The organism is Shimia sp. (assembly GCF_965227725.1).
GTDB lineage: Bacteria > Pseudomonadota > Alphaproteobacteria > Rhodobacterales > Rhodobacteraceae > Shimia.
This window is the reverse complement of sequence record NZ_CBDDGH010000004.1, coordinates 130,828-155,059: the sequence shown is the minus strand read 5'-3', so window position 1 is coordinate 155,059 and position 24,232 is coordinate 130,828. Positions and strand designations below refer to the sequence as shown.

Annotated in this window: 17 protein-coding genes and 1 tRNA gene; 6 read left to right on the top strand and 12 right to left on the bottom strand. The window is 60.1% G+C overall.

All coding sequences use genetic code 11. The features are described 5' to 3' along the window. Nucleotides 1–12 precede the first annotated feature (12 nt). Entirely contained in the window at nt 13–750 is a 738-nt protein-coding gene (locus tag ACO07T_RS08580; RefSeq protein ID WP_422049050.1) for a GGDEF domain-containing protein, read from the top strand. Nucleotides 751–796: 46 nt separating this feature from the next. Here ACO07T_RS08580 and ACO07T_RS08575 read toward each other — a convergent pair whose 3' ends face one another. Further along, on the bottom strand, nt 797–2,761 hold the full coding sequence (locus ACO07T_RS08575; protein ID WP_422049049.1) for an alkyl/aryl-sulfatase: 1,965 nt from the start codon (nt 2,759–2,761) through the stop codon (nt 797–799). Between the two features lie 104 nt (nt 2,762–2,865). On the opposite strand from ACO07T_RS08575, the gene ACO07T_RS08570 reads away from it, so the two are divergent. Then, the gene (locus tag ACO07T_RS08570; protein ID WP_422049048.1) at nt 2,866–3,768 is read left to right on the top strand and encodes a LysR family transcriptional regulator; all 903 of its coding nucleotides are present in this window, start codon (nt 2,866–2,868) and stop codon (nt 3,766–3,768) included. A gap of 45 nt (nt 3,769–3,813) precedes the next feature. Here ACO07T_RS08570 and ACO07T_RS08565 read toward each other — a convergent pair whose 3' ends face one another. Beyond that, entirely contained in the window at nt 3,814–4,314 is a 501-nt protein-coding gene (locus ACO07T_RS08565; RefSeq protein WP_209059642.1) for an Lrp/AsnC family transcriptional regulator, read from the bottom strand. 216 nt (nt 4,315–4,530) lie between these two features. Here ACO07T_RS08565 and trxB point away from each other — a divergent pair, with 216 nt between their 5' ends. Further along, nucleotides 4,531–5,472 carry a thioredoxin-disulfide reductase gene (gene trxB, locus ACO07T_RS08560; protein ID WP_209059644.1) on the top strand — a complete coding sequence of 314 codons (942 nt, stop codon included), beginning with the start codon at nt 4,531–4,533 and terminating at the stop codon, nt 5,470–5,472. Between the two features lie 192 nt (nt 5,473–5,664). Here trxB and ACO07T_RS08555 read toward each other — a convergent pair whose 3' ends face one another. Next, a complete protein-coding gene (locus tag ACO07T_RS08555; protein WP_422049047.1) occupies nt 5,665–6,720 on the bottom strand; it encodes a hypothetical protein in 1,056 nt (351 codons plus the stop codon). Between the two features lie 261 nt (nt 6,721–6,981). On the opposite strand from ACO07T_RS08555, the gene ACO07T_RS08550 reads away from it, so the two are divergent. After that, a complete protein-coding gene (locus ACO07T_RS08550) occupies nt 6,982–8,661 on the top strand; it encodes an adenylate/guanylate cyclase domain-containing protein (RefSeq protein WP_422049046.1) in 1,680 nt (559 codons plus the stop codon). 148 nt (nt 8,662–8,809) lie between these two features. Beyond that, a complete protein-coding gene (locus ACO07T_RS08545; protein WP_422049045.1) occupies nt 8,810–10,885 on the top strand; it encodes a bifunctional sulfate adenylyltransferase/adenylylsulfate kinase in 2,076 nt (691 codons plus the stop codon). 134 nt (nt 10,886–11,019) lie between these two features. Here ACO07T_RS08545 and ACO07T_RS08540 read toward each other — a convergent pair whose 3' ends face one another. Together ACO07T_RS08540 and ACO07T_RS08535 are read right to left on the bottom strand one after the other, a co-directional pair. Further along, a complete protein-coding gene (locus ACO07T_RS08540; RefSeq protein ID WP_422049044.1) occupies nt 11,020–11,523 on the bottom strand; it encodes a fasciclin domain-containing protein in 504 nt (167 codons plus the stop codon). Nucleotides 11,524–11,698: 175 nt separating this feature from the next. Continuing rightward, the gene (locus ACO07T_RS08535) at nt 11,699–13,492 is read right to left on the bottom strand and encodes an amidohydrolase (RefSeq protein WP_422049043.1); all 1,794 of its coding nucleotides are present in this window, start codon (nt 13,490–13,492) and stop codon (nt 11,699–11,701) included. A 304-nt stretch (nt 13,493–13,796) separates the two neighbouring features. On the opposite strand from ACO07T_RS08535, the gene ACO07T_RS08530 reads away from it, so the two are divergent. Next, nucleotides 13,797–15,227, top strand: a complete 1,431-nt coding sequence (locus tag ACO07T_RS08530) for an SPFH domain-containing protein (RefSeq protein WP_422049042.1) — start codon at nt 13,797–13,799, stop codon at nt 15,225–15,227. 279 nt (nt 15,228–15,506) lie between these two features. Here ACO07T_RS08530 and ACO07T_RS08525 read toward each other — a convergent pair whose 3' ends face one another. The 7 genes from ACO07T_RS08525 to ACO07T_RS08495 all read right to left on the bottom strand — a co-directional run bounded on the left by ACO07T_RS08525 (nt 15,507) and on the right by ACO07T_RS08495 (nt 24,212). Continuing rightward, nucleotides 15,507–16,586 carry a BMP family ABC transporter substrate-binding protein gene (locus ACO07T_RS08525; protein ID WP_209059661.1) on the bottom strand — a complete coding sequence of 360 codons (1,080 nt, stop codon included), beginning with the start codon at nt 16,584–16,586 and terminating at the stop codon, nt 15,507–15,509. 43 nt (nt 16,587–16,629) lie between these two features. Beyond that, complete coding sequence (locus ACO07T_RS08520; RefSeq protein ID WP_209085822.1) at nt 16,630–17,550, bottom strand: ABC transporter permease; 921 nt, start codon at nt 17,548–17,550, stop codon at nt 16,630–16,632. Beyond that, a complete protein-coding gene (locus ACO07T_RS08515) occupies nt 17,550–18,629 on the bottom strand; it encodes an ABC transporter permease (RefSeq protein ID WP_209085825.1) in 1,080 nt (359 codons plus the stop codon). The genes ACO07T_RS08520 and ACO07T_RS08515 overlap by 1 nt, the downstream gene beginning before the upstream one ends. Next, the gene (locus tag ACO07T_RS08510) at nt 18,626–20,173 is read right to left on the bottom strand and encodes an ABC transporter ATP-binding protein (RefSeq protein ID WP_422049041.1); all 1,548 of its coding nucleotides are present in this window, start codon (nt 20,171–20,173) and stop codon (nt 18,626–18,628) included. The genes ACO07T_RS08515 and ACO07T_RS08510 overlap by 4 nt, the downstream gene beginning before the upstream one ends. Nucleotides 20,174–20,586: 413 nt before the next feature. Then, nucleotides 20,587–21,360 (bottom strand): HpcH/HpaI aldolase family protein, encoded by a 774-nt coding sequence (locus ACO07T_RS08505; protein WP_422049040.1) that lies wholly within the window; start codon nt 21,358–21,360, stop codon nt 20,587–20,589. Between the two features lie 158 nt (nt 21,361–21,518). Further along, the gene (locus tag ACO07T_RS08500) at nt 21,519–23,414 is read right to left on the bottom strand and encodes a Hint domain-containing protein (protein WP_422049039.1); all 1,896 of its coding nucleotides are present in this window, start codon (nt 23,412–23,414) and stop codon (nt 21,519–21,521) included. A gap of 723 nt (nt 23,415–24,137) precedes the next feature. Continuing rightward, a tRNA-Thr gene (locus tag ACO07T_RS08495) sits at nt 24,138–24,212 on the bottom strand. Nucleotides 24,213–24,232: the final 20 nt, after the last annotated feature.

Here is a 24,232-nt window from a genome sequence, read left to right as displayed (position 1 = left end):
AAGGGACAGGGAATGAGTAAGGGTTTCTGGCGCGTGAATATTAAGAACAGCCGCGATCGATGGACTTTGGTTTTTTTCGTGACGGTGGCGTCCCTGATAGGCTCATTAGCGCTGACCTCTGTGCTGTCGCCCACCGGCCTGTCGCCTCAAGCGCTGCTGCCTTCTGTGACTGTTCCGTTGATTGTGGCCCCTCTGGCCTCGCATTGGGCGGCGAAAAAGATGTGGCGTGTCTATGAGCTCAATCGTGAACTCGAACGGATTTTGGCGCATGACAGCCTGTCGGGTCTGCTGAACAGGGCTGCGTTCTTTGATCTTTTTGCTTCCGATACCGCCCTTGGGCGCGGGGCGATCCTGCTGGTGGACATCGATGGTTTCAAAGCCATCAACCAGAACCATGGCCATAAGATCGGAGATCAGGTGATTGCCATGGTGGCGCAGGTTTTGAAGGTGCAGACGGCGGCAGGTGGCTATGCGGCGCGGGTTGGCAGCGCGCAATTTGCGGTTTTTCTGACTGATGATCTGGGACGTGCGCCCTTGGACTTTGCCGAGCGCATCCGCAGCGCGGTGGAGCAGGAGGCTTTGCCAGCGGATCAGGGCAGCGTGTCCTGCACGGTGTCGATTGGCGTGGAGTATCGCGAAGGGGATGAGGACATCGATTCAGCGATGCGGCGCGCGGATCAGGGGCTGAGTGCGGCTCAGGACGCAGGGCACAACCGCGTGCGCCAATATCAGTATCTGGCGCTGGTGTGAGCTGGACGCCGGAGCGGGCCATGCCGCCGCGGCGTCTGGTCTGAATTCATGGCGTGACGATGTTAAACCATGGGTCAAAGTCGTCCATCATTCCCATCAGCTTGCGGAAAGCCAGCGGATTGCCGGTGAACTTGATCTCGCCGGTGGTGGCCAGCCACATGAAACCCGCCTCCTGCAGGATGAGTTTGTCCAGCGCGCTGCGGTCCATGATCAGAGACACATGGGCATCGTCTGATTGCACATCACGGGTGTTGTTGAGCACGCCGTTTTTCAGCTCGATCATGTATTGCGCGTTCTGATCGGGGAAGTCGAAGTTGATGATGATTTCCGCGTCTTTTGCCAGCTCCGGGTTGAGCTTCACCCCGAGAAAATCAAAGAACAGATCAAGGGACATGCCTTTCACCGTGTCCGGACCGGGCAGCGGGGCAGGGACGGGGCGCACACCGTTTTCCAGCTCTTGTGCTGCGCTGAGGTAGAAATTGCGCCAGCTGCCGCTTTCGGCCTGATAGCCCATCTGCCGCAGGGCGGCGGCCTGCAGGGTGCGGGCCTGTTCATTTTCGGGATCGGCATAGACCACGTGGTTCACCAGCTCCGCGACCCAGCGGTATTCGCCGTCTTCAAAAGCGCGTTGCGCGTTTTCCAGAACCGCATCAGCCCCGCCCATCACCGCGACATAGCGGGTGCTGCTGTCCACCGGGGGCAGGCGATCAAGCAGAGCAGGGTTGCCGTTGAACCAGCCGAGATAGAAATTGTAGACCGCCTGCGCATTGTGTTTGACGCTGCCGTAATAGCCGCGGTTGGCAAAGACCTGTGCGAGGGGTTCGGGCATTTCGATCAGATTGGCGATCTCGCGCGGGCCGTGGCCGTGGTTGGCCAGACGCAGGGTTTCATCATGGATAAAGCGGTAGGCGTCGCGCTGGGTGATCAGATGCGTGTTGATCCGCTCCTGCCCCCAACTCGGCCAGTGGTGGCTGCCAAAGGCGATCTCGGTGCGGTCGCCGAACATCTGAAGGGATTCGTTGATATAGTGGGTCCAGGCCAGCACATCGCGCACGCGCGCGCCGCGCAGGGTGTAGGTGTTGTGCAGCGTGTGGTTCACCGTTTCCGCCAGACAGAGCGTTTTGAACTGCGGGAAATAGAACATGAACTCAGAGGGGGCCTCAGCGCCGTGGGCCATCTGAAATTCGATGTCGATCCCGTCCACGGTCAGCATGGCGCCGGTTTCTGACACGGTTTCATTGGGCGCAACAAGTGAGACAACGCCGGTGGCGGTGCTTTGCCCGAGGCCAGAGCCGATCTGGCCCTCCGGTCCGGCAGGCACCACATTGCCAAAGTGATAGGCAGAGCGGCGGGCCATGGTGTTGCCGACCAGAACATTTTCGGAAATCGCATGTTCCATGAAGCCTTCGGGCGCGATGATGCGGATGTCGCCTGCGGCCTGTTCTTCTTCGCTGATGATGCCGCGCGCACCGCCAAAGTGATCGGCGTGGCTGTGGGTGTAGATGATCGCCTTCACCGGGCGCTCCCCCAGCTCGCGGTTGGCTAAGGCGAGCGCGGCGCGGGCGGTTTCATTGGTGGTGAGCGGGTCGATGACAATCCAGCCGGTGTCCCCCTCAATAAGAGTCATATTGGCGAGATCAAAGCCGCGCACCTGATAGATCCGGTCGGTGACTTTAAAGAGCCCATGCAGGGCGTTGAGCTGGCTTTGCCGCCACAGGCTGGGGTTGGCCGTGTCAGGCGCGGGGCCTGACAGAAAGTCATAGCGCTCCATGTCCCAGACCACATCGCCGTTGTCATTGGTGATGATCGCAGGCTCGATGGTGGCAATGAAGCCGCGCTGGGCGTCCTCGAAATCCTGTTGGTTGCTAAAATCCAGCTGCGCCTGCACAGCAGCATTGGCGGCTTTGGTGTGGGATTCGGCTGCGTGCGCAGAGGCTGTGCCGGGGCTCGCCAGTGCGAGACAGCACAGGAACAAACCGGCCAGGGGCGGGGCTTTGGCGTTGAAGGTCATGGGGTCTCCTCAAAAACTTGGGAGAAAATAGACCGTGGCATATTAAAGGAATAATGGAATTAATCTGCATATGTTATAGATAAGATCTATAACAAGGAGCCGTGATGCTGACCCCGCGCCATTTGCAGCAGATCCTGACCATTGCCGAGCTGGGCACCTTCAATCAGGCAGCGCAGCGTCTGAACCTGAGCCAGCCTGCGTTGACGGCCAGCATCAACACGCTTGAGGAACGGCTGGGGGTGCGTCTGTTTTTGCGCTCCAAGAAAGGGGCAGAGCCGACGGTCTTTGGGCATCATATCCTGAAGACAGCGCCGGATATCCTGTCCCGCCTCAACCGGCTGGAGGATGAGCTGGGCCTGCTGGCCGGAGGGGAGCGCGGCTCGCTGAGAGTGGCGGCGGGGCCGGTGGTGATCCACGGGGTGTTGCGTCAGGTGGTGCCTGCGTTTTGTCGGGCCTATCCGGATTTTCAACTGACCCTGCAGACCAGTTCGGCGGATCAGATCACCAAGGATGTGGCGGCGGGGCGTCTGGATCTCGGGATTGGGGCGCTGAATGCGGAGGCCTGTGGCCCGGATGTGATGCTGCAGCCGCTGTTTGAAGAGCCGATGCAGATCGCGTCGCGGCCTGCGCATCCGTTGCAGGGAGCGCAGGCGCTGTCGCTCAAGGATATTGCGGCCTATCCGCTCAGCCTTCCGGAAATCCCGAGTGATCTGCAGGCGCAGATTGCGGCCATGGGCGGGGCGTCAGCGGAACCGCTGCGCACCACGCTGACCACGGATCAATACGACATGATTATGGATGTGGTGCAAAACGGGAATATGCTGACCTGCGCGCCGCGCCACCTGCTCCGGCCTTACGTGGAGGGTGGGCGGTTGCGGGTGCTTTCGCAAAGCGCACTGCAGCCTGTGTGGCGCGCTTCGGCGGCCTATCGGCCCGTGTCGGCGCTGTCTCCGGCCTTTTCCGCATTGCTTGAGATGATACAGGGCTGGTTTGCACAGCAGTCATGACGCGCCGAGAGCGCGTCCATATGGTCTCAAAGCTTGGGTATGGGCTCAGGCGTCGCGGCTGAGACGTTCTTCGAGCACCTCAAACGGCACGCCGGGGGCATCTTTGGCACCACGGATCACCAGAGAGGTTTTTACGCTGGCCACATTGTCAGCGCTGGTCAGCTCTTCGGTGAGGAAGGTCTGGAAAGTGCTGAGATCAGGCGCCACGCATTTCAGGATGAAATCCACCTCGCCATTGAGCATGTGGCATTCGCGCACAAGTGGCCATTGGCGGCAGCGTTCCTCAAAGGCGGAGAGATCCACTTCGGCCTGAGACACAAGCCCGACCATGGCAAAGACCTGCACCTCAAAGCCAAGTTCGCGGCTGTCCACATCGGCGTGGTAGCCACGGATATAGCCGGCGTCCTCCAGCGTGCGCACGCGGCGCAGACAGGGCGGGGCAGAGATGCCGACTCGTTTGGCGAGTTCGACATTGGTCATGCGGCCGTCGGCCTGAAGCTCTGCGAGGATTTTGCGATCAATCGGATCAAGCCGGTGTCCGGGCATGTCTCTGTCTCATTGGTCAAATTCGCGGTTGTTATATCACCAAAGGGCGCGCGCGCAATATTGTTTCGTGTTAGCGCAATATCCTTTTGCGGATTTCCTACTCACGCTTGTTTGTTGAGCAGAGTGTTCCGCTTTTGGGTCTTGGGCTTTCCCTGCGGGGCGGGGATGGCTATATCGGCTACCGACTTAGATTTTGCAATGCAGAAAGGTGCCTTCATGGCCGAGACAAAACACACCAAGGTTCTGATCATCGGGTCGGGGCCTGCGGGGTATACTGCGGGTGTTTATGCAAGCCGCGCAATGCTGGAGCCTGTGCTGGTGCAGGGTATCGAGCCCGGCGGCCAGCTGACCACCACCACCGAGGTGGAGAACTATCCTTCCTTCGTGGAAGTGCAGGGCCCGGAGCTGATGCAGAAGATGGAAGAGCACGCCCGCGCGATGGGCTGTGAGATCATCGGCGACATCATCACCGATCTCGACCTGAGCGAACGCCCGTTCAAAGCCAAAGGCGACAGCGGCACGCTTTACACCGCGGATGCGGTCATTCTGGCGACTGGCGCGCGCGCAAAGTGGCTGGGCCTTGAGAGCGAAGAGGCTTTCAAAGGCTTTGGCGTGTCGGCCTGTGCGACCTGTGACGGCTTCTTCTATCGCGGCCAGGAGATCGTGGTTGTGGGCGGCGGCAACACTGCTGTTGAGGAAGCGCTGTTCCTGACGAACTTTGCCTCCAAAGTGACCCTGATCCACCGTCGGGACGAGTTGCGTGCAGAAAAGATCCTGCAGGACCGTCTGTTCAAGAACGAGAAGATCGAAACCCTCTGGTTCCACGAGCTCGATGAAGTTGTGGGCGATGAGATGCCAAAAGGCGTGACCGGCGTGAAGGTGAAGCATGTGGAGACCGGTGAGATCACCGAGATCCCGGCAAAAGGCGTGTTCATCGCCATCGGCCACGCGCCTGCAAGCGAGCTGGTGAAAGATCAGCTGGAGCTGCACAACGGCGGTTATGTGCAGGTCGAGCCCGGCACCTCCAAAACCTCCATCCCCGGCGTGTTTGCGGCAGGCGATCTAACCGATCACGTCTACCGTCAGGCGGTCACATCCGCAGGCATGGGCTGTATGGCAGCGCTGGATGCGGAGCGTTTTGTGGCCGAAAACAGCTGAGCTGTTTGACATCGGACCATTGACGGGGTCGCGGCACATGCTGCGGCCCCGTTTGTTTTGATTGTTGGAGGGGGCCAGCCCCCAGCGTGGCTGCGCCACGCTCCCCCCCCCGGGGGAGTATTTGTGGCGGAATGAAGCCGGCTGAAATGACCTCAGAGTGGCCAAATCCCTGATGCGTCAGGGGCAGCGCTCCTAAGCTGTGCTGCCGATGGGGGTTTTGCCAGAGAAGAGATCGGCGCAGGTGCTGGCCAAGCTGTTGATCGCCTGTTCAATTTGTGCCAGCAGCGCTTGCACCGCGGTCATGGCTGCCTTGGCCGGGTCAAAATCGGGCAGTTTGTTGAGTTCCGCTTGAAGCAGATCCCGTGCCTTTTGCATTGCGTCGCGGATGGGTTTGAAAGCCCAATCGGTGAACTTCTTCTTGAGTTTGTGCAATTCGCGGTCGATTTGGTCGAGAAGACCTTTGATCCTACGATAGGTTCCTTTCGCGAGTCGTTTGCCATACGCCAGCACCGTTTCGATTTGGGTTTGCCCATAGTGGGCGAGTTGAGCAAGGGCGGAGCTGATGGCGTGAATGGCGTCCCGGATCGGCTTGAGGCCTGCATAGGTCTTTTCGATGAAATCGCTGAAATCCACCGCCTTTGTAAGCGCGTTCACCACAGCCTCCCCCGCGCGCTCTGCCGCATTGAGGGCGCTCTGCGCCTGATCTTTGGCGTCGTTTAAAGGGCGCACAATGGGGGCGAGTGGCTGATCCAGCGCCGCAGCGCAGCGGTTGACGGAAGCGGGTGTCTCGCAGCCGTCATAATGTTTGAGCAGCGCTGCCGTGACGGTTTCGGCGCGTTCCAGAAACCCTTCGACATTTGCAATCGCGGCCCAAGAGGTATCGACCGGTTTTTTGAGTTCAAAAAACGCTTCCGTGGCCTTGTCGACATCCTTTTGAATGTCACCCAGTACGGTCTGCACCTCGCCAAGGACCGTGTTGATGCTGTCCAGCGTTTCAGCTGCGAATTTGGCCTCTTCGCCAACCTCCGGAAGCCAGGTGGCGGCTTTGCAGGCTTTTTGCAGGTTGGAGAGAACCGAGTGGATCTCTTTGACCTTGTCTTTCATGCGGTTTGGAGTTTTTTCGATCCGCTCCAGTGCGCTGAGCGCATCATGCACGTCTTTGAGGGGCGTCGAGAAGTAATCGATGTCGTTGTAAAGATCGCCCAGATCTCTGTTGAGATCGCTGAGCGGGGAAGCGGGTGCGGCCATGGGGGACTCCTGAAAAAACGAGATACCAGAGAAACATCAACAGTGCGGAGTATGCCGCGTGCCGGGATACAGCGCGGCGGGCTTTGCGGGCCTATTCTAGCAAGTCTAACAGAAAACGGGGTGTGATGCAGCCGGCTGGGCAAGAGCGTGTTGGAAAGATCGCGCGCACAGCACATCTGCGCGAGGGCGCAGAGGGTGATCTTGACGCTGGTGGGGGTGTTGGCCAGTTTGAGGCAGGGCAACATTTTTGAACGGGCGCATATGAATACTCTTTGGAAAGGCAACTGGCGGGTGCGGGTGCGGATTGTGTCCGGCCTGATCCTGTTTGCCTATGTGCTGGTGCATTTTCTCAACATCGGCTTGGGGCTGATTTCGCTGGATCTGGCGGAAGCGTTTCAGGACATGCGCGAGCTGGTGCACCGCAGCTTTCTGGGCAGTGTGGTGCTTTATGGCGCGTTTCTGTTGCACGGCGGGCTGGCGTTGTGGCGTCTGGCGCGGCGGCGGACGCTGCGGGTGCCGATCTGGGAGTGGATTCAAGTGGCGCTGGGGCTGACGATCCCCTTCCTGCTGATCACCCATGTGGTGCACACGCGGATGGCGCATGAGGTTTTCCTGCTCAATGACGAGATGGGCTATATCGTCGGGTTGATCTGGAACACTGGCAGCGGCTGGAAACAGGCGGCGCTGCTGCTGATCACATGGGCGCATGGCTGTATGGGTGTGCATTTCTGGCTGCGCACGCAGGATTTCTGGGAGCGGGTGCTGCCGGCGTTTATTGCCTTTGGTGTGCTGGTGCCGGCGTTTGCGCTGGCTGGCTTTATGGTGCAGGGGCGGCTGCAATCGGCTGCGCTGCGGGACCCGGATGTGTTTCCGGCGTTGGCGGAGTATTACAACTGGTTGTCGGCGGAGGCCTTTGCCACGCTGCATCAGCGGAGCACCATCGCGATCTGGGCATTTGCAGCGGTGCTGGCTGGGGTGGTCATCGCCATGGCAACGCGGCGGCTCTTAGCGCGGCGGGGCGCTGTGCGGATCAAATATGTCTCCGGTCCTGAGATTTCGGGGCAGCCCGGCATGACGCTTTTGGAGATGTCGCGCGCCTCCGGTGTGGCGCATCTGGCGATGTGTGGCGGGCGTGGACGCTGCACCACCTGCCGCGTGATTGTTGAGGAGGGGGCAGAGCATCTTCCGCCGCCCAGCCCGGAAGAAGAGGCCAGTCTGGCGGCGGTGAATGCACCGCCCAATGCGCGGCTGGCTTGCCAATTGCGGCCGGTGCAGCCTGCCACGGTTTTGCGGGTCTTTAACAGCGATGGTGGACGGGTGCGGGCGCACCAGAGCCTTGGCAAAGAGCGCAATATGGCGATCCTGTTTCTGGACATGCGCGGGTTCACCGCGCGCACCACGGGCCAGCTGCCCTATGATGTGGTCTTTCTGTTAAACCGTTTCTTTGATGCCATTGTGCCCTCGGTCATTGGGGCCGGTGGCACGGTGGACAAATACCTTGGCGACGGGCTGCTGGCGGTGTTTGAGCAGGAAGATGAGGCGGCAAGCGCGCGGGCTGCGATGGAGGCGGCGATTGGCATCAGCTCTGCCTTGGCGACCTTCAATCAGGCCCTGAAAGCGGAAAAAGCCGCGCCGGTTGCCATCGGCATGGGCGTGCATCTGGGCACGCTGGTGATCGGGGAGATCGGCGCCGCGCAGCACGCGCCGCGCACCATCATTGGCGACACGGTGAATGCGGCGAGCCGTCTTGAGGGGGCCACCAAGGATCTTGGGGTTGAGCTTCTGGTGTCGGAGAACGTGCTGCGCGCGGTTGGTCAGGATGTGGATCGGCTGGATCTGGAGATTCTGGAGCTGCGCGGGGTGTCAAAGCCGGTGTTGGCGCTGCCTGTGCAGATTGGCAGTGATCTGCGTGAAATTCTGGATCAGGAAGCGGCCGCATAAGGCAGCCGAATGCGCAAAAGGCGAACACAGCTGTGTGATCACCTGCTGTGTCGCTAAAATTTCACAAGTTTAGGGAGTGTAGGGGCTTTCTTTTTGAAATGTGCTGTGCAATGTGTTCACGCGTGAACATACTTTGAGTCTCGTTGAGATGCCCGACACCACAGTCAAACCCAACCCAGACGAGGAAGATCTGATCTTCCGACTCCTGCGCCAGCTGGATGCGGCGCCGGATGCGTCTCAGCGGGCGACGGCGCAGGCGCTGGGCATGTCTTTGGGTCGGCTGAATGCGCAATTACGCGCGGCGGCGGACGCGGGGCTGATCACGATCAGCGACAGGGCCGGGCCGGACAAGCGCCAGCGCTTTGCCTATACGCTGACCACCCGTGGGGCGACGGAGAAGATGCGCCTCACCGACCAATTCCTTGCCCGCAAGCTGGCAGAATACAACGCACTCCATGCGGAATTGACAGGCTCAGCAAGCGGCCTTGTCCCCATCAAACACAGGACACATCCAATGCAAAACAACCTGGCTCCTATTCCTGAGCTTTATGTCTCCTATGAGAGCGCTCAGAAACTGAAAGTCGAAGCGGCTGACCTGGTCAGCTGGGATCTGACACCGCGTCAGATCTGTGACCTTGAGTTGCTGATGAATGGCGGTTTCAACCCGCTCAAAGGCTTCCTGACCGAAGAAGACTACAACGGCGTTGTGGAAGATATGCGTCTGGCGGATGGCTCCCTGTGGCCAATGCCGATCACTCTGGATGTGAACGAAGAGTTCGCAGGCTCCCTTGAAGCGGGTCAGGACATCGCGCTGCGTGACCAAGAGGGCGTGATCCTCGCGACCATGACCGTGACCGACAACTGGGTGCCCAACAAAGCCCGCGAAGCCGAGAAGGTTTTTGGTGCGGATGACGATGCGCACCCGGCAGTGAACTACCTGCACAACACCGCAGGCAAAGTGTACCTCGGTGGCCCGATCACCGGCATTCAGCAGCCTGTGCACTATGATTTCCGCGGCCGTCGCGACACGCCAAACGAGCTGCGCGCCTATTTCCGCAAGATGGGCTGGCGCAAAGTTGTGGCGTTCCAGACCCGCAACCCGCTGCACCGTGCACACCAGGAGCTGACCTTCCGCGCCGCGAAAGAAGCGCAGGCCAACCTGCTGATCCACCCTGTTGTCGGCATGACCAAGCCGGGCGACGTGGACCACTTCACCCGCGTGCGCTGCTATGAGGCGGTGCTGGACAAATACCCAGCCTCCACCACTTCCATGTCGCTGCTGAACCTGGCGATGCGTATGGCAGGCCCGCGTGAGGCGGTCTGGCACGGTCTGATCCGCGCAAACCACGGCTGCACCCACTTCATCGTTGGCCGCGACCACGCTGGCCCCGGCAAGAACTCCGCAGGCGAAGACTTCTACGGCCCATATGACGCGCAGGATCTGTTCCGCGCGCACCAAGAAGAAATCGGCATCGAAATGGTCGACTTCAAACACATGGTGTGGGTGCAGGAGCGCGCGCAGTATGAGCCGATGGATGAGATCAAAGATAAGGATGAAGTCACCATCCTGAACATCTCCGGCACCGAGCTGCGCCGCCGTCTGGCCGAAGGTCTGGAAATCCCTGAGTGGTTCTCCTTCCCTGAGGTGGTGAAAGAGCTGCGCAAGACCCGTCCGCCACGGGCGCAACAGGGTTTCACCGTGTTCTTCACCGGTTTCTCCGGTTCCGGCAAATCCACCATCGCCAACGCGTTGATGGTGAAGCTGATGGAAATGGGCGGCCGCCCTGTGACGCTTCTGGATGGCGACATCGTGCGTAAGAACCTTAGCTCCGAGCTGGGCTTCTCCAAAGAGCACCGTGACCTCAACATCCGCCGCATCGGCTATGTGGCGTCCGAGATCACCAAGAACGGTGGTATCGCGATCTGTGCGCCGATTGCGCCATATGCCACCACACGTCGCGCAGTGCGTGAGGACATCGAGCAGTTTGGTGCCTTTGTTGAAGTGCACGTGGCGACCTCGATCGAGGAATGTGAGCGCCGTGACCGCAAGGGCCTCTACAAGCTCGCACGTGAAGGCAAGATCAAGGAATTCACCGGGATTTCCGACCCCTATGACGTGCCTGCTGATCCAGAGCTGCGTGTGGAAACCGAAGGTGCCGACGTGGACAACTGCGCGCATCAGGTAATCCTGAAGCTGGAAAGCCTCGGCCTGATCAAAGGCTGATCTGAGGGCCTAGAGAATAGAGAAAGGCGCGGAGTGATCCGCGCCTTTTGTGTATGTCACGCCACCGGTTGCCCTGTATCGCAACAGTTTGCGATCCCCTCTCAGACAAGCGGCGTAGCGCACAACGCAGCCGATCAGGTGCCCGGGATCAGCACTTTGTCGATCACGTGGATCACGCCGTTGGAGGCGGTGATGTCCGCAGCGGTCACCTTGGCGTCATTCACCTTCACGCCGTTGCGGGCGTTCACGTCCAGACGCTCACCTTCCACAGTCAGGACTTTGGCTTTCTTGCCGTCGATGTCACCGGCCATCACTTTGGCGGGCACCACGTGATAGGTAAGGATCTGCACGAGCTGATCTTTGTTCTCAGGCTTCAGCAGGTTTTCAACTGTGCCTTCCGGCAGCGCTGCGAAGGCGGCATCGGTGGGGGCAAATACGGTGAAGGGGCCATCGCCTTTCAGGGTGTCCACCAGACCGGCAGCCTGAACAGCGGCAACCAGGGTGGTGAAGGAGCCCGCGTCAACGGCGGTGTCGACAATATCCATTTTCTTGCCGTGGCCGTCGGCGAATACCGAAGTGGCCCCCGCAATGGCCAAAGATGCGCCGATCACAGTGGCCATAAATGTACGTCTAAACATGTTCAATCCTCTCCAATGTTGACGTGGAAGCTACGGACGGCAACGGCGGCGCGGATCAGAAAAAACTCAACTCATGCGCACAAACGTGAATTAAGGCCTTGATAATAATTGCGAAAAATTTTGTTTTTTTGTGTTTGAACAGAGCGGTGTTTTTTGCCGCTCTGCCCGTTAGCGCTCAGTTTTTGCGCGCGGCAGCGTGGGCGATGTCGAGCACATGGTGGCCCACCGGCGGCACCAGCAAGGTCTTTTGCGGACCGTCTTTGGTCCGGTAGATTTCGCTACCGTCCTTGATGGTGGCGACCACTTTGAGGGTGTCGAGCGCCTCAGGATCAACCGCAGTCGGGTCGTCTGAGAGGATCACAAAATCGGCGATTTTGCCCACTTCGAGGGAGCCTTTCTCGGCCTCTTCAAAGTGCTGATAGGCGGGCCAGAGGGTCATGGCCTTGAGTGCGGTCATCACGTCGACGCGCTGGTGGGGGCCAAGGATGTCACCAGAGCGCGTGCGCCGGGTCACGGTGGCGGAGAGCACGCGCATGCTGTCGGGGAAGGCCACGGGTGCGTCGTGGTGGGTGCCAAACATCATGCCGCGCTCGCGCACCCAGCCCGTGGGGGAGATGTTGTCGGCGTTGATTGGCCCGACTGTGCGATCCCTGTGCCAGTCACCCCAATAAAACGTGTGCATCGGGAAGAGCGAGGGGAAGACATCAAGCCGGTCCAGCGCGGCCACTTGATCGGGGCGCAGGAACTGGCCATGGATCAGAACCGGGCGACGATCTGCCCGGCCGTGGGTCTCCTCGGCGGCGTCGATGGCGGCGATCAGCATATCAGAGGCCCCTTCGCCATTGGCGTGGGTGAGAATCTGAATGTCGTTGCCAAAGGCCCAGTTGATGGCGTCCTGCACCTGCTCGGGGGTGGCGGAGGCATAGCCCGCATAGCCCGGAGGATAATTGCCAACCGGATCAAAGTAAGGCCGGTCCCGTAGCGCGGTGAAGCCTTGCGGGGAGCCGTCGATGGTGAGTTTGGCGCCGCCGATGCGCACGCCGTTGTCGTAGGTGGCGGATTGATTGGCGAGGATGAAATCCCGATCCACCAGAACATCGGGATAGACAACCACATCCACGCCCATGCCGCCCTCGGTAGCAACTTCGCGGGCGATGGCGGCGACCTGCGGTGTGGCGCGACCTTCCTGCGCGGTGGTGTAGCCAAAGCTTGCCCAGAGTTTGGCACCCGCACGGGCGAAGGCCTTGAAGCCCTCATCCCCGATCCCGCCAAGCATCTGACCGAGCACCATGAAGAAGGCGTTCTCTTCCAGTACGCCATCGGGCTCGCCATCCGCGCCGTAGCGGATGATGCCGCCGGGCGGCACCGGGGTGCGTTTGGTGATGTCATTGGCGACAAGCGCAGCTGTGTTCACCGCGCCGAAATGGCCGGATTGATGCACAAGGATGATCGGCACATCGGTAGACACCGCATCCAGATCCGCCTTGGTGGGGTGGCGCTGTTCCGCGAGCTGGGACTGGTCATAGCCAAAACCGACAATCAGGTTGGAGGCGGCAATGGCCTCCTGATTGTCCGCCATCCAAGCGCGCAGGGCCTCTTGCAGGCTGGCGATATCCGTCACGTCCCCGTCAGGTGGGGCCAGCAGGTTGGCCGAAAGCGCCTGAAGGCCGCCCATCACCACATGGCCGTGGCTGTCTACAAAGCCGGGCAGCATGGTGCGCCCGTCCAGATCATAGGCGCGGGTGCTCTCGCCCTGATGGGCCAGAAGATCCGCGAGCGTGCCGACAGCGAGGATGCGGCCATCTTTGGTGGCCAGCGCCTCCGCTCGTGGCGCGCTGTCATCCATCGTAAGGATGGTGCCGCCGGAATAGATCGTGTCCGCGATGTCTTGGGCAAAAGCGGGGTCTGTGAAGAGGGCGCTGCAGGACAGGGCAATGGCCCCGGCGACCGGGAGAAACAGATGACGCATACCAAATTCCTTTCGGATTACAGGGCGATTGTGCCTGTGTCCTCCAAGGGCTGTCAAATGGTGGGAGTCATCGCCTTAAAAGCGCTGTTTCAGGCGGCCAAATGCGGGCCGCCGCGGGACAGATTTCGAAAAGTGGCTTTTGTGCAACATGCGCGTCTGAGGGGCAATAAATACTACCCAAAGGCGAGGCGACACGCTTTCTAAGACATCATGGATTTAGCGGTTGAGCCGCCTGTTTCACGGCATGCAGGTGCCGGAATGCCTATATGGCAGACAGGTGAAACAACAACAGGGAGAGCAGAATTTGCTATTTTTGCCAATAATTTCGATCTTTGTCATTGCTGCAGGCTATGTGCTGCGGCGCTCTATTGAGTTTCCGGACAAACCCAATGTGGATGGCACGGTGAACATCGCCGGATGGTTTGTGAAAGCGACCGGTTTGCTGATGCTGGTGGGCAGCCTGTTTAACGGCATGTTCTTTTACGCGGAGCCGGGTTTCAAATACCACGTGCGCACCATTCTGGGCGAAGAGAAGATGGTGTCTGACACGGGCTATAACCTCTATCTCTTTGGCCGCTACAATGCGTGGAAGAACGCGATGTCGGTGCAGGCCTCTTCGACCGGACGGGGCGAAGTGGTGGCTGAGGCAGAAAGCGCGCAGATGAGCGCGAACCTTGCGCCAAAGTCGCTGGTGTTCCTGGATCAGGTGGATGCCTTTGTGTCTGCGACCTCGCGGTTTGAACTGCCCTCTGATGAGGAGGCGTTCCTGCGACTGGCGCGTCAGTACCGCACGCCGGAAAACCTGCTGCGCACGGAACTGGTGCCGGCTTTTGAAGAGACGCTGGGTGCGACCGCTGCGTTGATGTCTGCCGAAGATTACTTCCAGGGCGGCAAGACGGAATTTAACAATGAATTCCAGCGCCAGATGGAAGACGGGATCTATCTTGTGCGCCGGATTGAGACACAGGTGTCTTCTGGTCAGAACCGGGCAGGATCGGCGAATGCCGCGCTTGGGGAAGATCAGGAAGAGTTTGGTGATGACACCAAGACCGTTTTTGTGGTGCAGAAGCTGCTGGATGAAACCGGTCAGCCACGCCGCAAGCAGCAGTCGTTCACCCAGTTTGGGATCTCGGTAACCTCCGCGCGTGTGACCGATGTGAACCCGAACCAGAAATTTAAGGACCGGATGGCGTTACGCCAGCAGGCGGCCGCGGATCGTGCGATTGCGCGTGAGCAGCGCATTCAGGAAGAAGAGCAAAAGCTTCTGGCCGTGGCGCGTGGTGAACGCGAAGTGGCGGAACGTCAGGCCGCGGCCAAGGTGATCCAGATTGAGCGGACCACCGATGCGGAGACCGAAAAGCAGCTGGCGATCACGGCTGCGGAGCGGGAGCGTGAAGCGGCGCGGATTGCCAAGGAGCAGTCTGAGATCCTGCTGGATAAGGCGCGGATTGATGCGGAGGCGGTGCAGGTTGCTGCGGATGCGGAGGCCTATGCCAAGAGCAAAATCCTGGAAGCCGACAACGCGCTGGCGCAGAAGCTCGATGCCGAAGTGGAAATCCAGAAGCTGTGGGCTGAGGCCTTTGCCAAGCGGAATGTGCCGACCTATGTGTTTGGCTCCGGTGGCGGTGACGGCGGAACGCCGGTGGGGGCTGATGATGAGGCATCCCGCCTGTTCCAGATCCTGACGCTACAGGCGGCGGAGCGGCTGGACTACGACCGCACGATCGCTGAGTGATCTAAGGGTTGTGAAGTTTGAGCCGGGCGCGAGAGCGCCCGGTTTTTTGTTGGCCAGAGCCGGGTGTCGCCCGACCTCGGGTGGGCGACCTCAGCTCAATTCTTGGCAAGAAGTTCCCATAAAACACAACAATGCTTAGGCACTCCGGCGGTGCAAAATCGCCCTCCCGTGGGGGAGGTCGGGCGATGCCCCGCGGGCCTGCGGCCCTTTGGCTAGGCTGCCCATACAAAAAGGCCCGCCAATGTGGCGGGCCTTCTGTGTTTCAAAACCAAGCCTGGCTTAGTTCGGGATCTCGGCGGTCAGGCCTTCAACGTAGAAGTTCATGCCTGCCAGGCCGTCGTCACCATAGTCAGCGGCGGTTTCGCCTTCTGCCAGCCATGGGGTGCCATCCTGCTTGTTCAGCGGGCCGGTGAAGGCGTGATAGGAGCCGTCTGCCAGTGCATCAACCAGCGCCAGTGCTTCGGCTTTCACGTCTGCTGGAACCGCGTCGGAGATTTCACCGATGCCAACCATGCCCGCGCCGATGCCGTCCCATGTGGAGACGGATTCCCAAGTGCCGTCCATGACAGCCTGGGTACGTGCGATGTAGTAAGGTGCCCAGTCATCGATGATGGAGGACACACGTGGGAACGGTGCGTATTCGCCCATGTCAGAGGCCTGACCAAAGGTGATCACGTTGCCAGCCGCCTGTGCCGCTGCCTGAGGTGCGGTGGAGTCGGTGTGCTGCAGGATCACGTCTGCGCCTTGCTCGATCAGAGCCTTGGCTGCGTCGGCTTCTTTGGCTGGGTCAAACCATGTGTAGGCCCAGATGATGGAGAATTCGACGTCCGGGTTTACTTTCTTGGCGTGGATGTAGGCGGAGTTGATGCCGCGGATCACTTCCGGGATCGGGAAGGACGCGATGTAGCCAATCTTGTTGGTTTTGGTCATCTTGCCTGCGATGTGGCCCTGCACCGCGCGGCCTTCGTAGAAGCGTGCGGAGTAAACGGACACGTTGTCAGCCTGTTTGTAGCCGGTGGCGTGCTCAAACTTCACCTTCGGGAATTTCTTGGCGACGTTGATGGTTGGGTCCATGTAGCCAAAAGAGGTGGTGAAGATCAGGTCTGCGCCCTGCAGCGCCATCTGGGTGATCACACGCTCGGCGTCGGCACCTTCGGGCACGTTCTCAACAAAGGTGGTTTCCACTTTGTCGCCGAACTTCTCTTCAACCGCGAGACGGCCTTTGTTGTGCTCGTAGGTCCAGCCGCCGTCGCCCACTGGGCCAACGTAGACAAAGCCCACTTTGGTGGTGTCGGCCATGGCGGTGGTCGCCAGACCCAGCGCGACAGCTGCGCTTGTCAGAAGTTTGGTGAATTTCATTTTGGGAGATCCCCCTGTTGGTAGCAGTTTTTTATCATATGCCTCACTGGGAGGCGTGGAAGGTACGGCCAAGCGAGGCGGGTGCGCCGCTCTTGTCAGCCGACATGATAACCAGAACGAGGATGGTTATCAGATAGGGAGACATTGCCAAGTATTCGACCGGAATGGCAATGCCTGCCGCCTGCAAATTGAGCTGTAAAACATTGATGCCGCCAAAAAGATAGGCACCGAGAAGAACGCGCCAGGGTTTCCAGCTGGCGAACACCACAAGGGCGAGGGCGATCCAGCCGACGCCTGCGGTCATGCCTTCGGTCCACTGCGGCACGCGGATGAGCGAAATATAGGCACCGCCAAGGCCCGCGCAGGCGCCGCCGAACATGATCGCCAGAATGCGCACGCGGATGACATTATATCCGAGCGCGTGGGCGGCATCATGGCTTTCGCCCACCGCGCGCAGGATCAGCCCGCCGCGCGACTTTTTCAGGAACCACCAGACAGCGGCAGTGAGGGCGATGCCCACGTAAAGCACGGGGTCATGGGAGAAGAAGATCGGACCAATCACCGGGATGTCTGAGATCACCGGAATGTCGAGTTTCGCCAGAGCGGGCGGCTTGATGCCCACATAGGACTGGCCCATGAGGGCCGAGAGCCCCAGACCAAAGAGCGTGAGCGCGAGGCCTGATGCCACCTGATTGGCCAGTGCAAACTGTGTGAGGAAGGCAAAGAGCAGCGACAGAACCGCGCCGCCGACCATGGCGGCCAGCAGGCCCAGCATGGGTGAGGTGGTCTCCACCGCGATGGCAAAGCCGCAGATCGCGCCCACGATCATCATACCTTCGACGCCGAGGTTCAGCACGCCGGCTTTCTCGACAACAAGTTCGCCAATCGCCGCCAGCAGCAGCGGGGTCGCCGCCACCATGAGGGAGGCGATCAGAAGGACGGGGTTGATGGCTGAGAGATCCATTATGCGACGCCCTTCGTTTTCAGAACCACGCGGTAGTTGGTGAGCAGGTCGAGTGCCAGGAGGAAGAACAGGAGCATCCCCTGGAAGACCTGAATGGCCGCTGACGGCAGGCCCAAATTGCCCTGTGCCAGATCGCCGCCCACATATGTGAGGGCCATCAGCAGGGCTGCGAGCAGGATGCCGACCGGGTGCAGACGGCCGAGGAAAGCCACGATGATCGCGGTGAAGCCATAGCCTGAGGCAAAGTCGATGTTGACCTGACCGGAGGGGCCGGTGACCTCAAACAGACCCGCCATACCCGCCAGTGCGCCGGAGGTGCCAAGGCAGAAGAGGATCAGGCGGGTGGGGTTCACGCCGGCAAAACGGGCCGCGCGGGGGGCCTCGCCAGTGAGGCGGATGTTAAAGCCAAGGATGTGACGGTTCAGAAGCACATAGGCAAAGATCACCGCAATAAAGGCAAATGCCATGCCCCAGTGCAGACCTGCGGCCTCGTTGATCCAGCTGTTGGCCGCCGGGTAGTCGCCAAAGTTGCGCGACCCGGGGAAGCCGTGGCCGTCGGGGTTGCGCAAAAGGCCCAGCGACATGGAGGCCAGGAATTGCTCTGCCACGTAGACAAGCATCAAGGAAACAAGGATTTCATTGGTGCCAAAGCGGACTTTCAGCAGAGCGGGGATCATGCCCCAGGCCCAGCCCCCCAGCGCGCCAGCAAGGATCATCACCGGAAAGATCAGGCGGCTTTCTGTCGGATAGACCGCAAGCCCCACGGCGGCGCCACAGATGGCCCCCATGATGTATTGACCTTCGGCACCGATGTTCCAGATGCCGGCCTTAAAGCCCAGCGACAGGCCAATGGCGATCAGCACCAGTGGTGCGGCTTTCACCAAGAGCTGCGGGCGATAGTAGAAGGCAAACTCGCCAAACACCGGATCCCAGAAGATCGTGCGGATGGCTTCCACCGGGTTTTTGCCAAGCACGGCAAAGAGGATGCCGCCCATGATCATGGTGATGATGACCGCGATCAGCGGTGTCGCCAGCGACAGGGCGCGGGACGGGGTGGGGCGTTTTTGAAGCGCGATCATGCGCTTGCTCCTTCTTGGTCGTTCTCGCCCACGTGGGCGACTTCCATGCCGTGGGCACCGCCCATCATCAGGCCAATTTCATCAATCGTCAGCCCTGCGGCGGAGCGGATGTCAGACAGACGGCCTTCGTTCAGTGCGCCGAAGCGGTCAGAGATTTCCATCAGTTCGTCGAGGTCTTGTGAGATCACAACGATGGCCGCCCCTTCGGCGGCGAGATCGAGCAGGGATTGGCGGATGGCCGCAGCGGCGGCGGCATCCACGCCCCATGTGGGTTGGTTCACCACCAGCACTTTGGGCCGTTGCAGCACTTCGCGGCCAATCACGAATTTCTGCAAGTTGCCTCCCGAAAGCGCGCGGGCGGCTACGTGGTTGCCGGGGGTGCGCACGTCAAAGCTCTTGATGATGCGGTTGGCAAAGTCACTGGCGCTGGACCAGTTCACAAAGCCCCTGTTGGTCAGCCCTTCGCGGATCGCCCCGGTCAGCAGGGCGTTTTCTGTCAGGCTCAGATCCGGTGCAGCGGCGTGGCCCAGACGCTCTTCGGGGGCGGCCAGAATGCCGCGCTCGCGGCGGGCATTGGGGCCAAGGCTGGCAATCTCTTCGCCATTCACCTTGATCGCATCCGGCCATGTCAGCGCTTCGCCAGAGAGGGCGGCCAGCAGTTCGTCCTGCCCGTTGCCAGCCACGCCGCCGATGCCGAGGATTTCGCCTGCGCGCACGGTGAAGTGGATGTTTTTGAGCGTGGTGCCAAATGGATTGCTCGGCTCAATGGAGAGACCAGAGACATCCAGCACCACATCGCCCGCTTTGTCGGTGGTGCGGGTCGGTGTTTGCAGCGTGTCGCCGACCATCATCTCCGCCATGTCGCGGGCGGAGGTCTCGGCAGGCACACATTCGCCCACATTCTTGCCAAGGCGCAAAATGGTGGCGTGGTCACAGAGGGTGCGGATCTCTTCGAGCTTGTGGGAGATATAAAGGATCGAGGTGCCTTCGGCCTTCAGCTTGTTGAGGGTCTGAAACAGGATTTCGACCTCTTGCGGGGTCAGAACCGAGGTGGGTTCGTCCATGATCAGCAGTTTTGGGTCCTGCAGCAGGCAGCGGATGATCTCCACGCGCTGACGTTCCCCGGCAGAGAGGTCGCCCACGGTGCGGTTGGGGTCGAGCGGCAGGCCGTAGGTTTCCGACACGCGGCGGATGCGGCGCGCAAGGTCGCGCATCGACGGCGGGTTTTCCATGCCAAGGGCGACGTTCTCGGCCACGTTCAATGCGTCAAACAGGGAGAAGTGCTGAAACACCATGGCCACGCCTGAGGCGCGGGCGGCTTTGGGCTCGGACGGGGCGAAGGGCTGGCCGTTCCATGTCATGGCGCCGCTGTCGGGCTTCACCAGACCGTAGATCATTTTCACCAGCGTGGATTTGCCCGCGCCGTTTTCGCCGAGCAGGGCGTGTACTTCGTTGTGTCCGATGTCAAAGGAGACGTCGTCATTGGCCACCACGCCGGGGTAGGCCTTGGTCAGACCTTTGATGGAAAGGAGCGGTGCGCTCATATGTGATCCCCTGAGTAAGTCTTTGCCTATTGGGTGCGGACAGGCCGCTTTTTTGTTGCGTACACACCCTAGAAACCGGCCCCCCGCCTCTGCAACAGAAAGTTCCGCGCGCCTTGGGCTTTGGGCCGCGCCTGGCAGGTGCCAGAGGGCGCGTCTCTCTCCATATCCTTGGTTTTTAAGGGCGTTGCCAGAAGATTTTCAATGAAATGACGAAAGAGTTGCAGGGGAAAGCAGGCAGAAAATGCCTAATTTTTATACGGTTTTGGCACGTTTGGAGCCGATCTTTGGGCAGATAGCGTGCCATTTGAGCGCATTGACGTTGGGTCCACATGCGCGCTGAGCCACGCATGTGATGTGTTTTCTGAGCGGGTTCGGCCTGTCGCTGGGCCGCTGGTGGGGACGGCGGAATCGCCTCAGGTCAGGGCCTTCACCTCTGCTGAGAGTGCGCGGGCGGTTTTTGCGAGCAGGAGCGTGTCCATTCCCACCGCCACGAAGGTCGCGCCGAGATCGAGATAGCGTTTCGCAGCCTCTTGGGAAAAGGTCAGGATGCCTGCGGCTTTGCCCGCTTTGGTGATGGTCTGAATGGCCTCTGCGATGGCCGCCTGTACCGCTGATTCATCGGAGTTGCCGGGAAAGCCCATGTCGGCAGAGAGGTCTGCGGGGCCGATGAAGACACCATCGACGCCATCCACGGCAAGAATCTCATCCAGATTGGCCAGCGCCGCGCGGCTTTCGGCCTGCACCAGCACGCAGATTTCCTCGTTGGCATTGCTGACGTAGTCGGAAATGGCGCCAAAGCCGGTCACGCGGGAGCCAGCTCCGCCCATGCCGCGCACGCCTGCGGGGGCATAGCGGCAGGCGCGCACGACGGCGGCGGCCTCTTCTGCGGTGTCGATCATCGGCACCAGCACGGTTTGCGCGCCCGCATCCAGCACCTGTTTCAGAATCCAGTCCTCATAAATCGGCACGCGCACCACCGGATGGCTGGCGCTCCCGTTCATGGCGCGCAGCTGATCGGTGATGGAGAGCAGGTCATTGGGGGCGTGTTCACCATCAATCACCAGCCAGTCAAAGCCGGTGGTGGACATCAGCTCTGCGGCGAGGGGGGAGCCAAAGCTCATCCAGCAACCGATCTGGGGTTGTTTGGCGGCAAGGGCGGCTTTGAAGGTGTTTTTGGGCGCAGGCATAGCGGCTCCGTCAAGTTTGAGGGCAGTTGTGGCGGATTGAATAGGCAAGCCTGCGCGCTGTCCAGAGGCCTGCGCAAAAACGAGACAGGCTGGCCCGAAGACCAGCCCATCCCATAGCGATATTTGGTGCGCGCGATTGCGGCGCGCGGCGCGCGATGTCAGCCGAGCAGCTTGGCTTCGTCCCGTTTCAACGACAGGCGCGCGGCGGTGTAGCGCTTCAGGCCTTCGAGCTTTTGCAGCTCTGGGAAGAGGGCGTAGATTTCGTCGCGCTGTTCGCGGCCGATGCCATCCAGCGAGTATTCGCCGGGCTGGAAGCTTTCGCTCCATGCGCCATCTGCGAGCACCACCTCATGGTGGTCACACATGAAGTGAATGTATTCGACGCCCACGGTGTCGACCTGCTCCACACCTTCGAGATGGGTCAGGTGTTTGGCAGCCACCAGCACCTCGCGTTCCTCAAACAGCAGTTCGGCGCGTTCTGACACCAGCAGCATCCGGTGGTTCGGAGACACCATCATGTCCCGCTCCGGCTGGTTGGGGCCAAGGGTGCCTTTCTTGATCAGAATCGGACGCAGGTTTGGCGTTTTCATCAGCTCGCGGCCCGAGACATGTTTGCGCCCGGTCCAGCGGATCTCCTGAAGGCCGTTGTCGCGGGTGACAACCTTGTCGCCTGCCTGCAGGTTTTCGACCGGCACTTCGCCCATGGGGGTCAGCACGCGGGTGCCGGGGGTGAAGCAGACCACCACTGGCGTGTCGGTGATGTTTTCGATGTTGCGGAAAATGGCGGAGCCTGTTTCCACACCATTGGCATCAAGAAAGAAAATGGTGCCGTTTTCCGCGTTGTCGGGATCAAATTCGATGCGCAACGTGCCACCCGGATTGGCGTCTTCTGCCGCGCGGAAGAGGTTGATCGTGTCAAAATCCACGCCGCTTTCATTGCCGTCGATCACATCACCGGGGCCGACCAGCACAAAAGTGTCCTGATCTTCGCCACCAAACATGGTGTCGTTGCCGTCCATGCCGACAATGGTGTCATCGCCAAACTGACCCAGGATGATGTCGTCACCCGCGCCGCCGATCAGAAGATCATTCGCATCTGGCGTGGCGTCAAAGAAAACATCGCTGATGGTCACGTCGGCAGGCGTATCATCCAGGTTGACGGTGATGATTTCCAACCGTGCCACTGGGCCCGGAATGTCGACCACGACGGAATTGTCGGCGTCTTCTGCGTCGCCGGGAGCAGTGCCGTCTGCGATGGAGGCCTCGGTGGCGCCGTCGCCGTCGATGTCAGCCAGATGCAGGTTGGTAAGATCGCTTGCGGTGAGGGTGACCTCAACCGGATTGCCGTCCGCATCCCATGCGCGGACCTTTACAACCGAGTCCTCGTCGATGTCGTTGATGCGGAACTGAACGTTTTCAACCGCTTCAGAAAACGCCAGCGCTTGCGTGGCTGTGGCGTTGACGCCGTTGCCGGTTGCGGACAGCGCGCCGCTGTTTGGGTTGGCTGCTTCTTCGCCGGTGTTGAGGCCGCTCACCAGCTGCGCATCCGCTTCAAAGGAGGTGGTGCCGGACGTGGTCAGGGTGACGGTAACGGAGCCGGTGTCCTGTGACTGGGGTGCGGTGATGGCATCGCCGTCGGCCTGCGCGCCCAGATCATCCCAGTTGAAGCTTTCGCGCACAGACTGAACCGGCGGTGTGCCTGGTTTGTAGTCGCCAAAAATCGCGTCATTGCCAGCACCGCCAAATACGGTGTCATTGCCTGCGCCGCCCACGATGATGTCGTCGCCCGCGGGCTCGGAGCTATCGCTGTCAGCACCTGTTTCGTCGGCAATGATACGATCGTCGCCTGCCCCGCCAAAGACCAGGTCGCTGCCGTTGCCTGCGAAGATCGTATCATCACCTGCACCCGCACGGATGGTATCAGAGCCATCTTGCGTGCTGATGGTGTTTCCGGAGCTGTCTGCAGTGTCGCCTTGTCCATCAACGGTTCCGACTTCGACAATGTCGTCTGTTTCGGTGCCGTCTACGATTCCGGGACCTCTTGGATCAGCCATAGTACCTCTTCCTCTCCGCGCGGTACCGGCTTGAACCGGCTATGGGGCACAGGCCGCAAAAGATCGGCTCCGTGCCGCAGCAAAGCGGTCACAAGCGGCATCACACGGATGCGTATTACAAGTTTTGGTGGCTGCCCCTAGCCGAACCCATCCCCCAGTCGGATGTGAGCCAAATATGCGCGAAATGTGCCGTTAGAGAAATAAAAACTTATAAAATTTTGGAAAAATCGACGTGAATGGGGCGTGATTGTGCCGGACCAATGGGCGATGTGTTTCAACGGGTTACGGCTGATTGTTTCTCACTTGGGGCGCAATTGTGGCGTGACGTGCCTGGTCAGAGCCCATATTTGCGCCACATTTCGGCCGTTTTTCAAGTTGGGCTAAAAACTGTGAGAAAAACTGGCGTGGTGGGTGTTTCTAAAAGGGAACCAATCGGGCGCGCGGATCGCGGATGTCACGGGCTGAATTGCGTCCGTCTGCGACGAGAAGTGATTGTTTCTGAAATCCGCGCAAAGAACGAGTCGCTGGGGGATTGGTTCGGAGTTGCGCGCAGCAGGAGGCGAATCGCTGTTGCTGATTGCGCTGATTCCCTCAGTGGAGTGGTGTCGCGTATGCAGACCGCATCGGAGCGCTTTTTAGCGTGCATGTTTTATTGCCCTGGCGAGAAATAGGCTCGGGCACTTTTGCACGATAAAAAGTGATGTTCGTTTAAGGGGATGACGGTGGTGCTGCTGGGGAGGATTGAACTCCCGACCTCACCCTTACCAAGGGTGCGCTCTACCACTGAGCTACAGCAGCGTTACCGTGGCGCGGCTTTT

Excerpts from the sequence above, each read along its gene's own strand:
- ACO07T_RS08580 (WP_422049050.1), top strand. The coding sequence starts at position 13 with ATGAGTAAGGGTTTCTGGCGCGTGAATATTAAGAACAGCCGCGATCGA.
- ACO07T_RS08575 (WP_422049049.1), bottom strand. The coding sequence starts at position 2,761 with ATGACCTTCAACGCCAAAGCCCCGCCCCTGGCCGGTTTGTTCCTGTGC.
- ACO07T_RS08570 (WP_422049048.1), top strand. The coding sequence starts at position 2,866 with ATGCTGACCCCGCGCCATTTGCAGCAGATCCTGACCATTGCCGAGCTG.
- ACO07T_RS08565 (WP_209059642.1), bottom strand. The coding sequence starts at position 4,314 with ATGCCCGGACACCGGCTTGATCCGATTGATCGCAAAATCCTCGCAGAG.
- trxB (WP_209059644.1), top strand. The coding sequence starts at position 4,531 with ATGGCCGAGACAAAACACACCAAGGTTCTGATCATCGGGTCGGGGCCT.
- ACO07T_RS08555 (WP_422049047.1), bottom strand. The coding sequence starts at position 6,720 with ATGGCCGCACCCGCTTCCCCGCTCAGCGATCTCAACAGAGATCTGGGC.
- ACO07T_RS08550 (WP_422049046.1), top strand. The coding sequence starts at position 6,982 with ATGAATACTCTTTGGAAAGGCAACTGGCGGGTGCGGGTGCGGATTGTG.
- ACO07T_RS08545 (WP_422049045.1), top strand. The coding sequence starts at position 8,810 with ATGCCCGACACCACAGTCAAACCCAACCCAGACGAGGAAGATCTGATC.
- ACO07T_RS08540 (WP_422049044.1), bottom strand. The coding sequence starts at position 11,523 with ATGTTTAGACGTACATTTATGGCCACTGTGATCGGCGCATCTTTGGCC.
- ACO07T_RS08535 (WP_422049043.1), bottom strand. The coding sequence starts at position 13,492 with ATGCGTCATCTGTTTCTCCCGGTCGCCGGGGCCATTGCCCTGTCCTGC.
- ACO07T_RS08525 (WP_209059661.1), bottom strand. The coding sequence starts at position 16,586 with ATGAAATTCACCAAACTTCTGACAAGCGCAGCTGTCGCGCTGGGTCTG.
- ACO07T_RS08520 (WP_209085822.1), bottom strand. The coding sequence starts at position 17,550 with ATGGATCTCTCAGCCATCAACCCCGTCCTTCTGATCGCCTCCCTCATG.
- ACO07T_RS08515 (WP_209085825.1), bottom strand. The coding sequence starts at position 18,629 with ATGATCGCGCTTCAAAAACGCCCCACCCCGTCCCGCGCCCTGTCGCTG.
- ACO07T_RS08510 (WP_422049041.1), bottom strand. The coding sequence starts at position 20,173 with ATGAGCGCACCGCTCCTTTCCATCAAAGGTCTGACCAAGGCCTACCCC.
- ACO07T_RS08505 (WP_422049040.1), bottom strand. The coding sequence starts at position 21,360 with ATGCCTGCGCCCAAAAACACCTTCAAAGCCGCCCTTGCCGCCAAACAA.
- ACO07T_RS08500 (WP_422049039.1), bottom strand. The coding sequence starts at position 23,414 with ATGGCTGATCCAAGAGGTCCCGGAATCGTAGACGGCACCGAAACAGAC.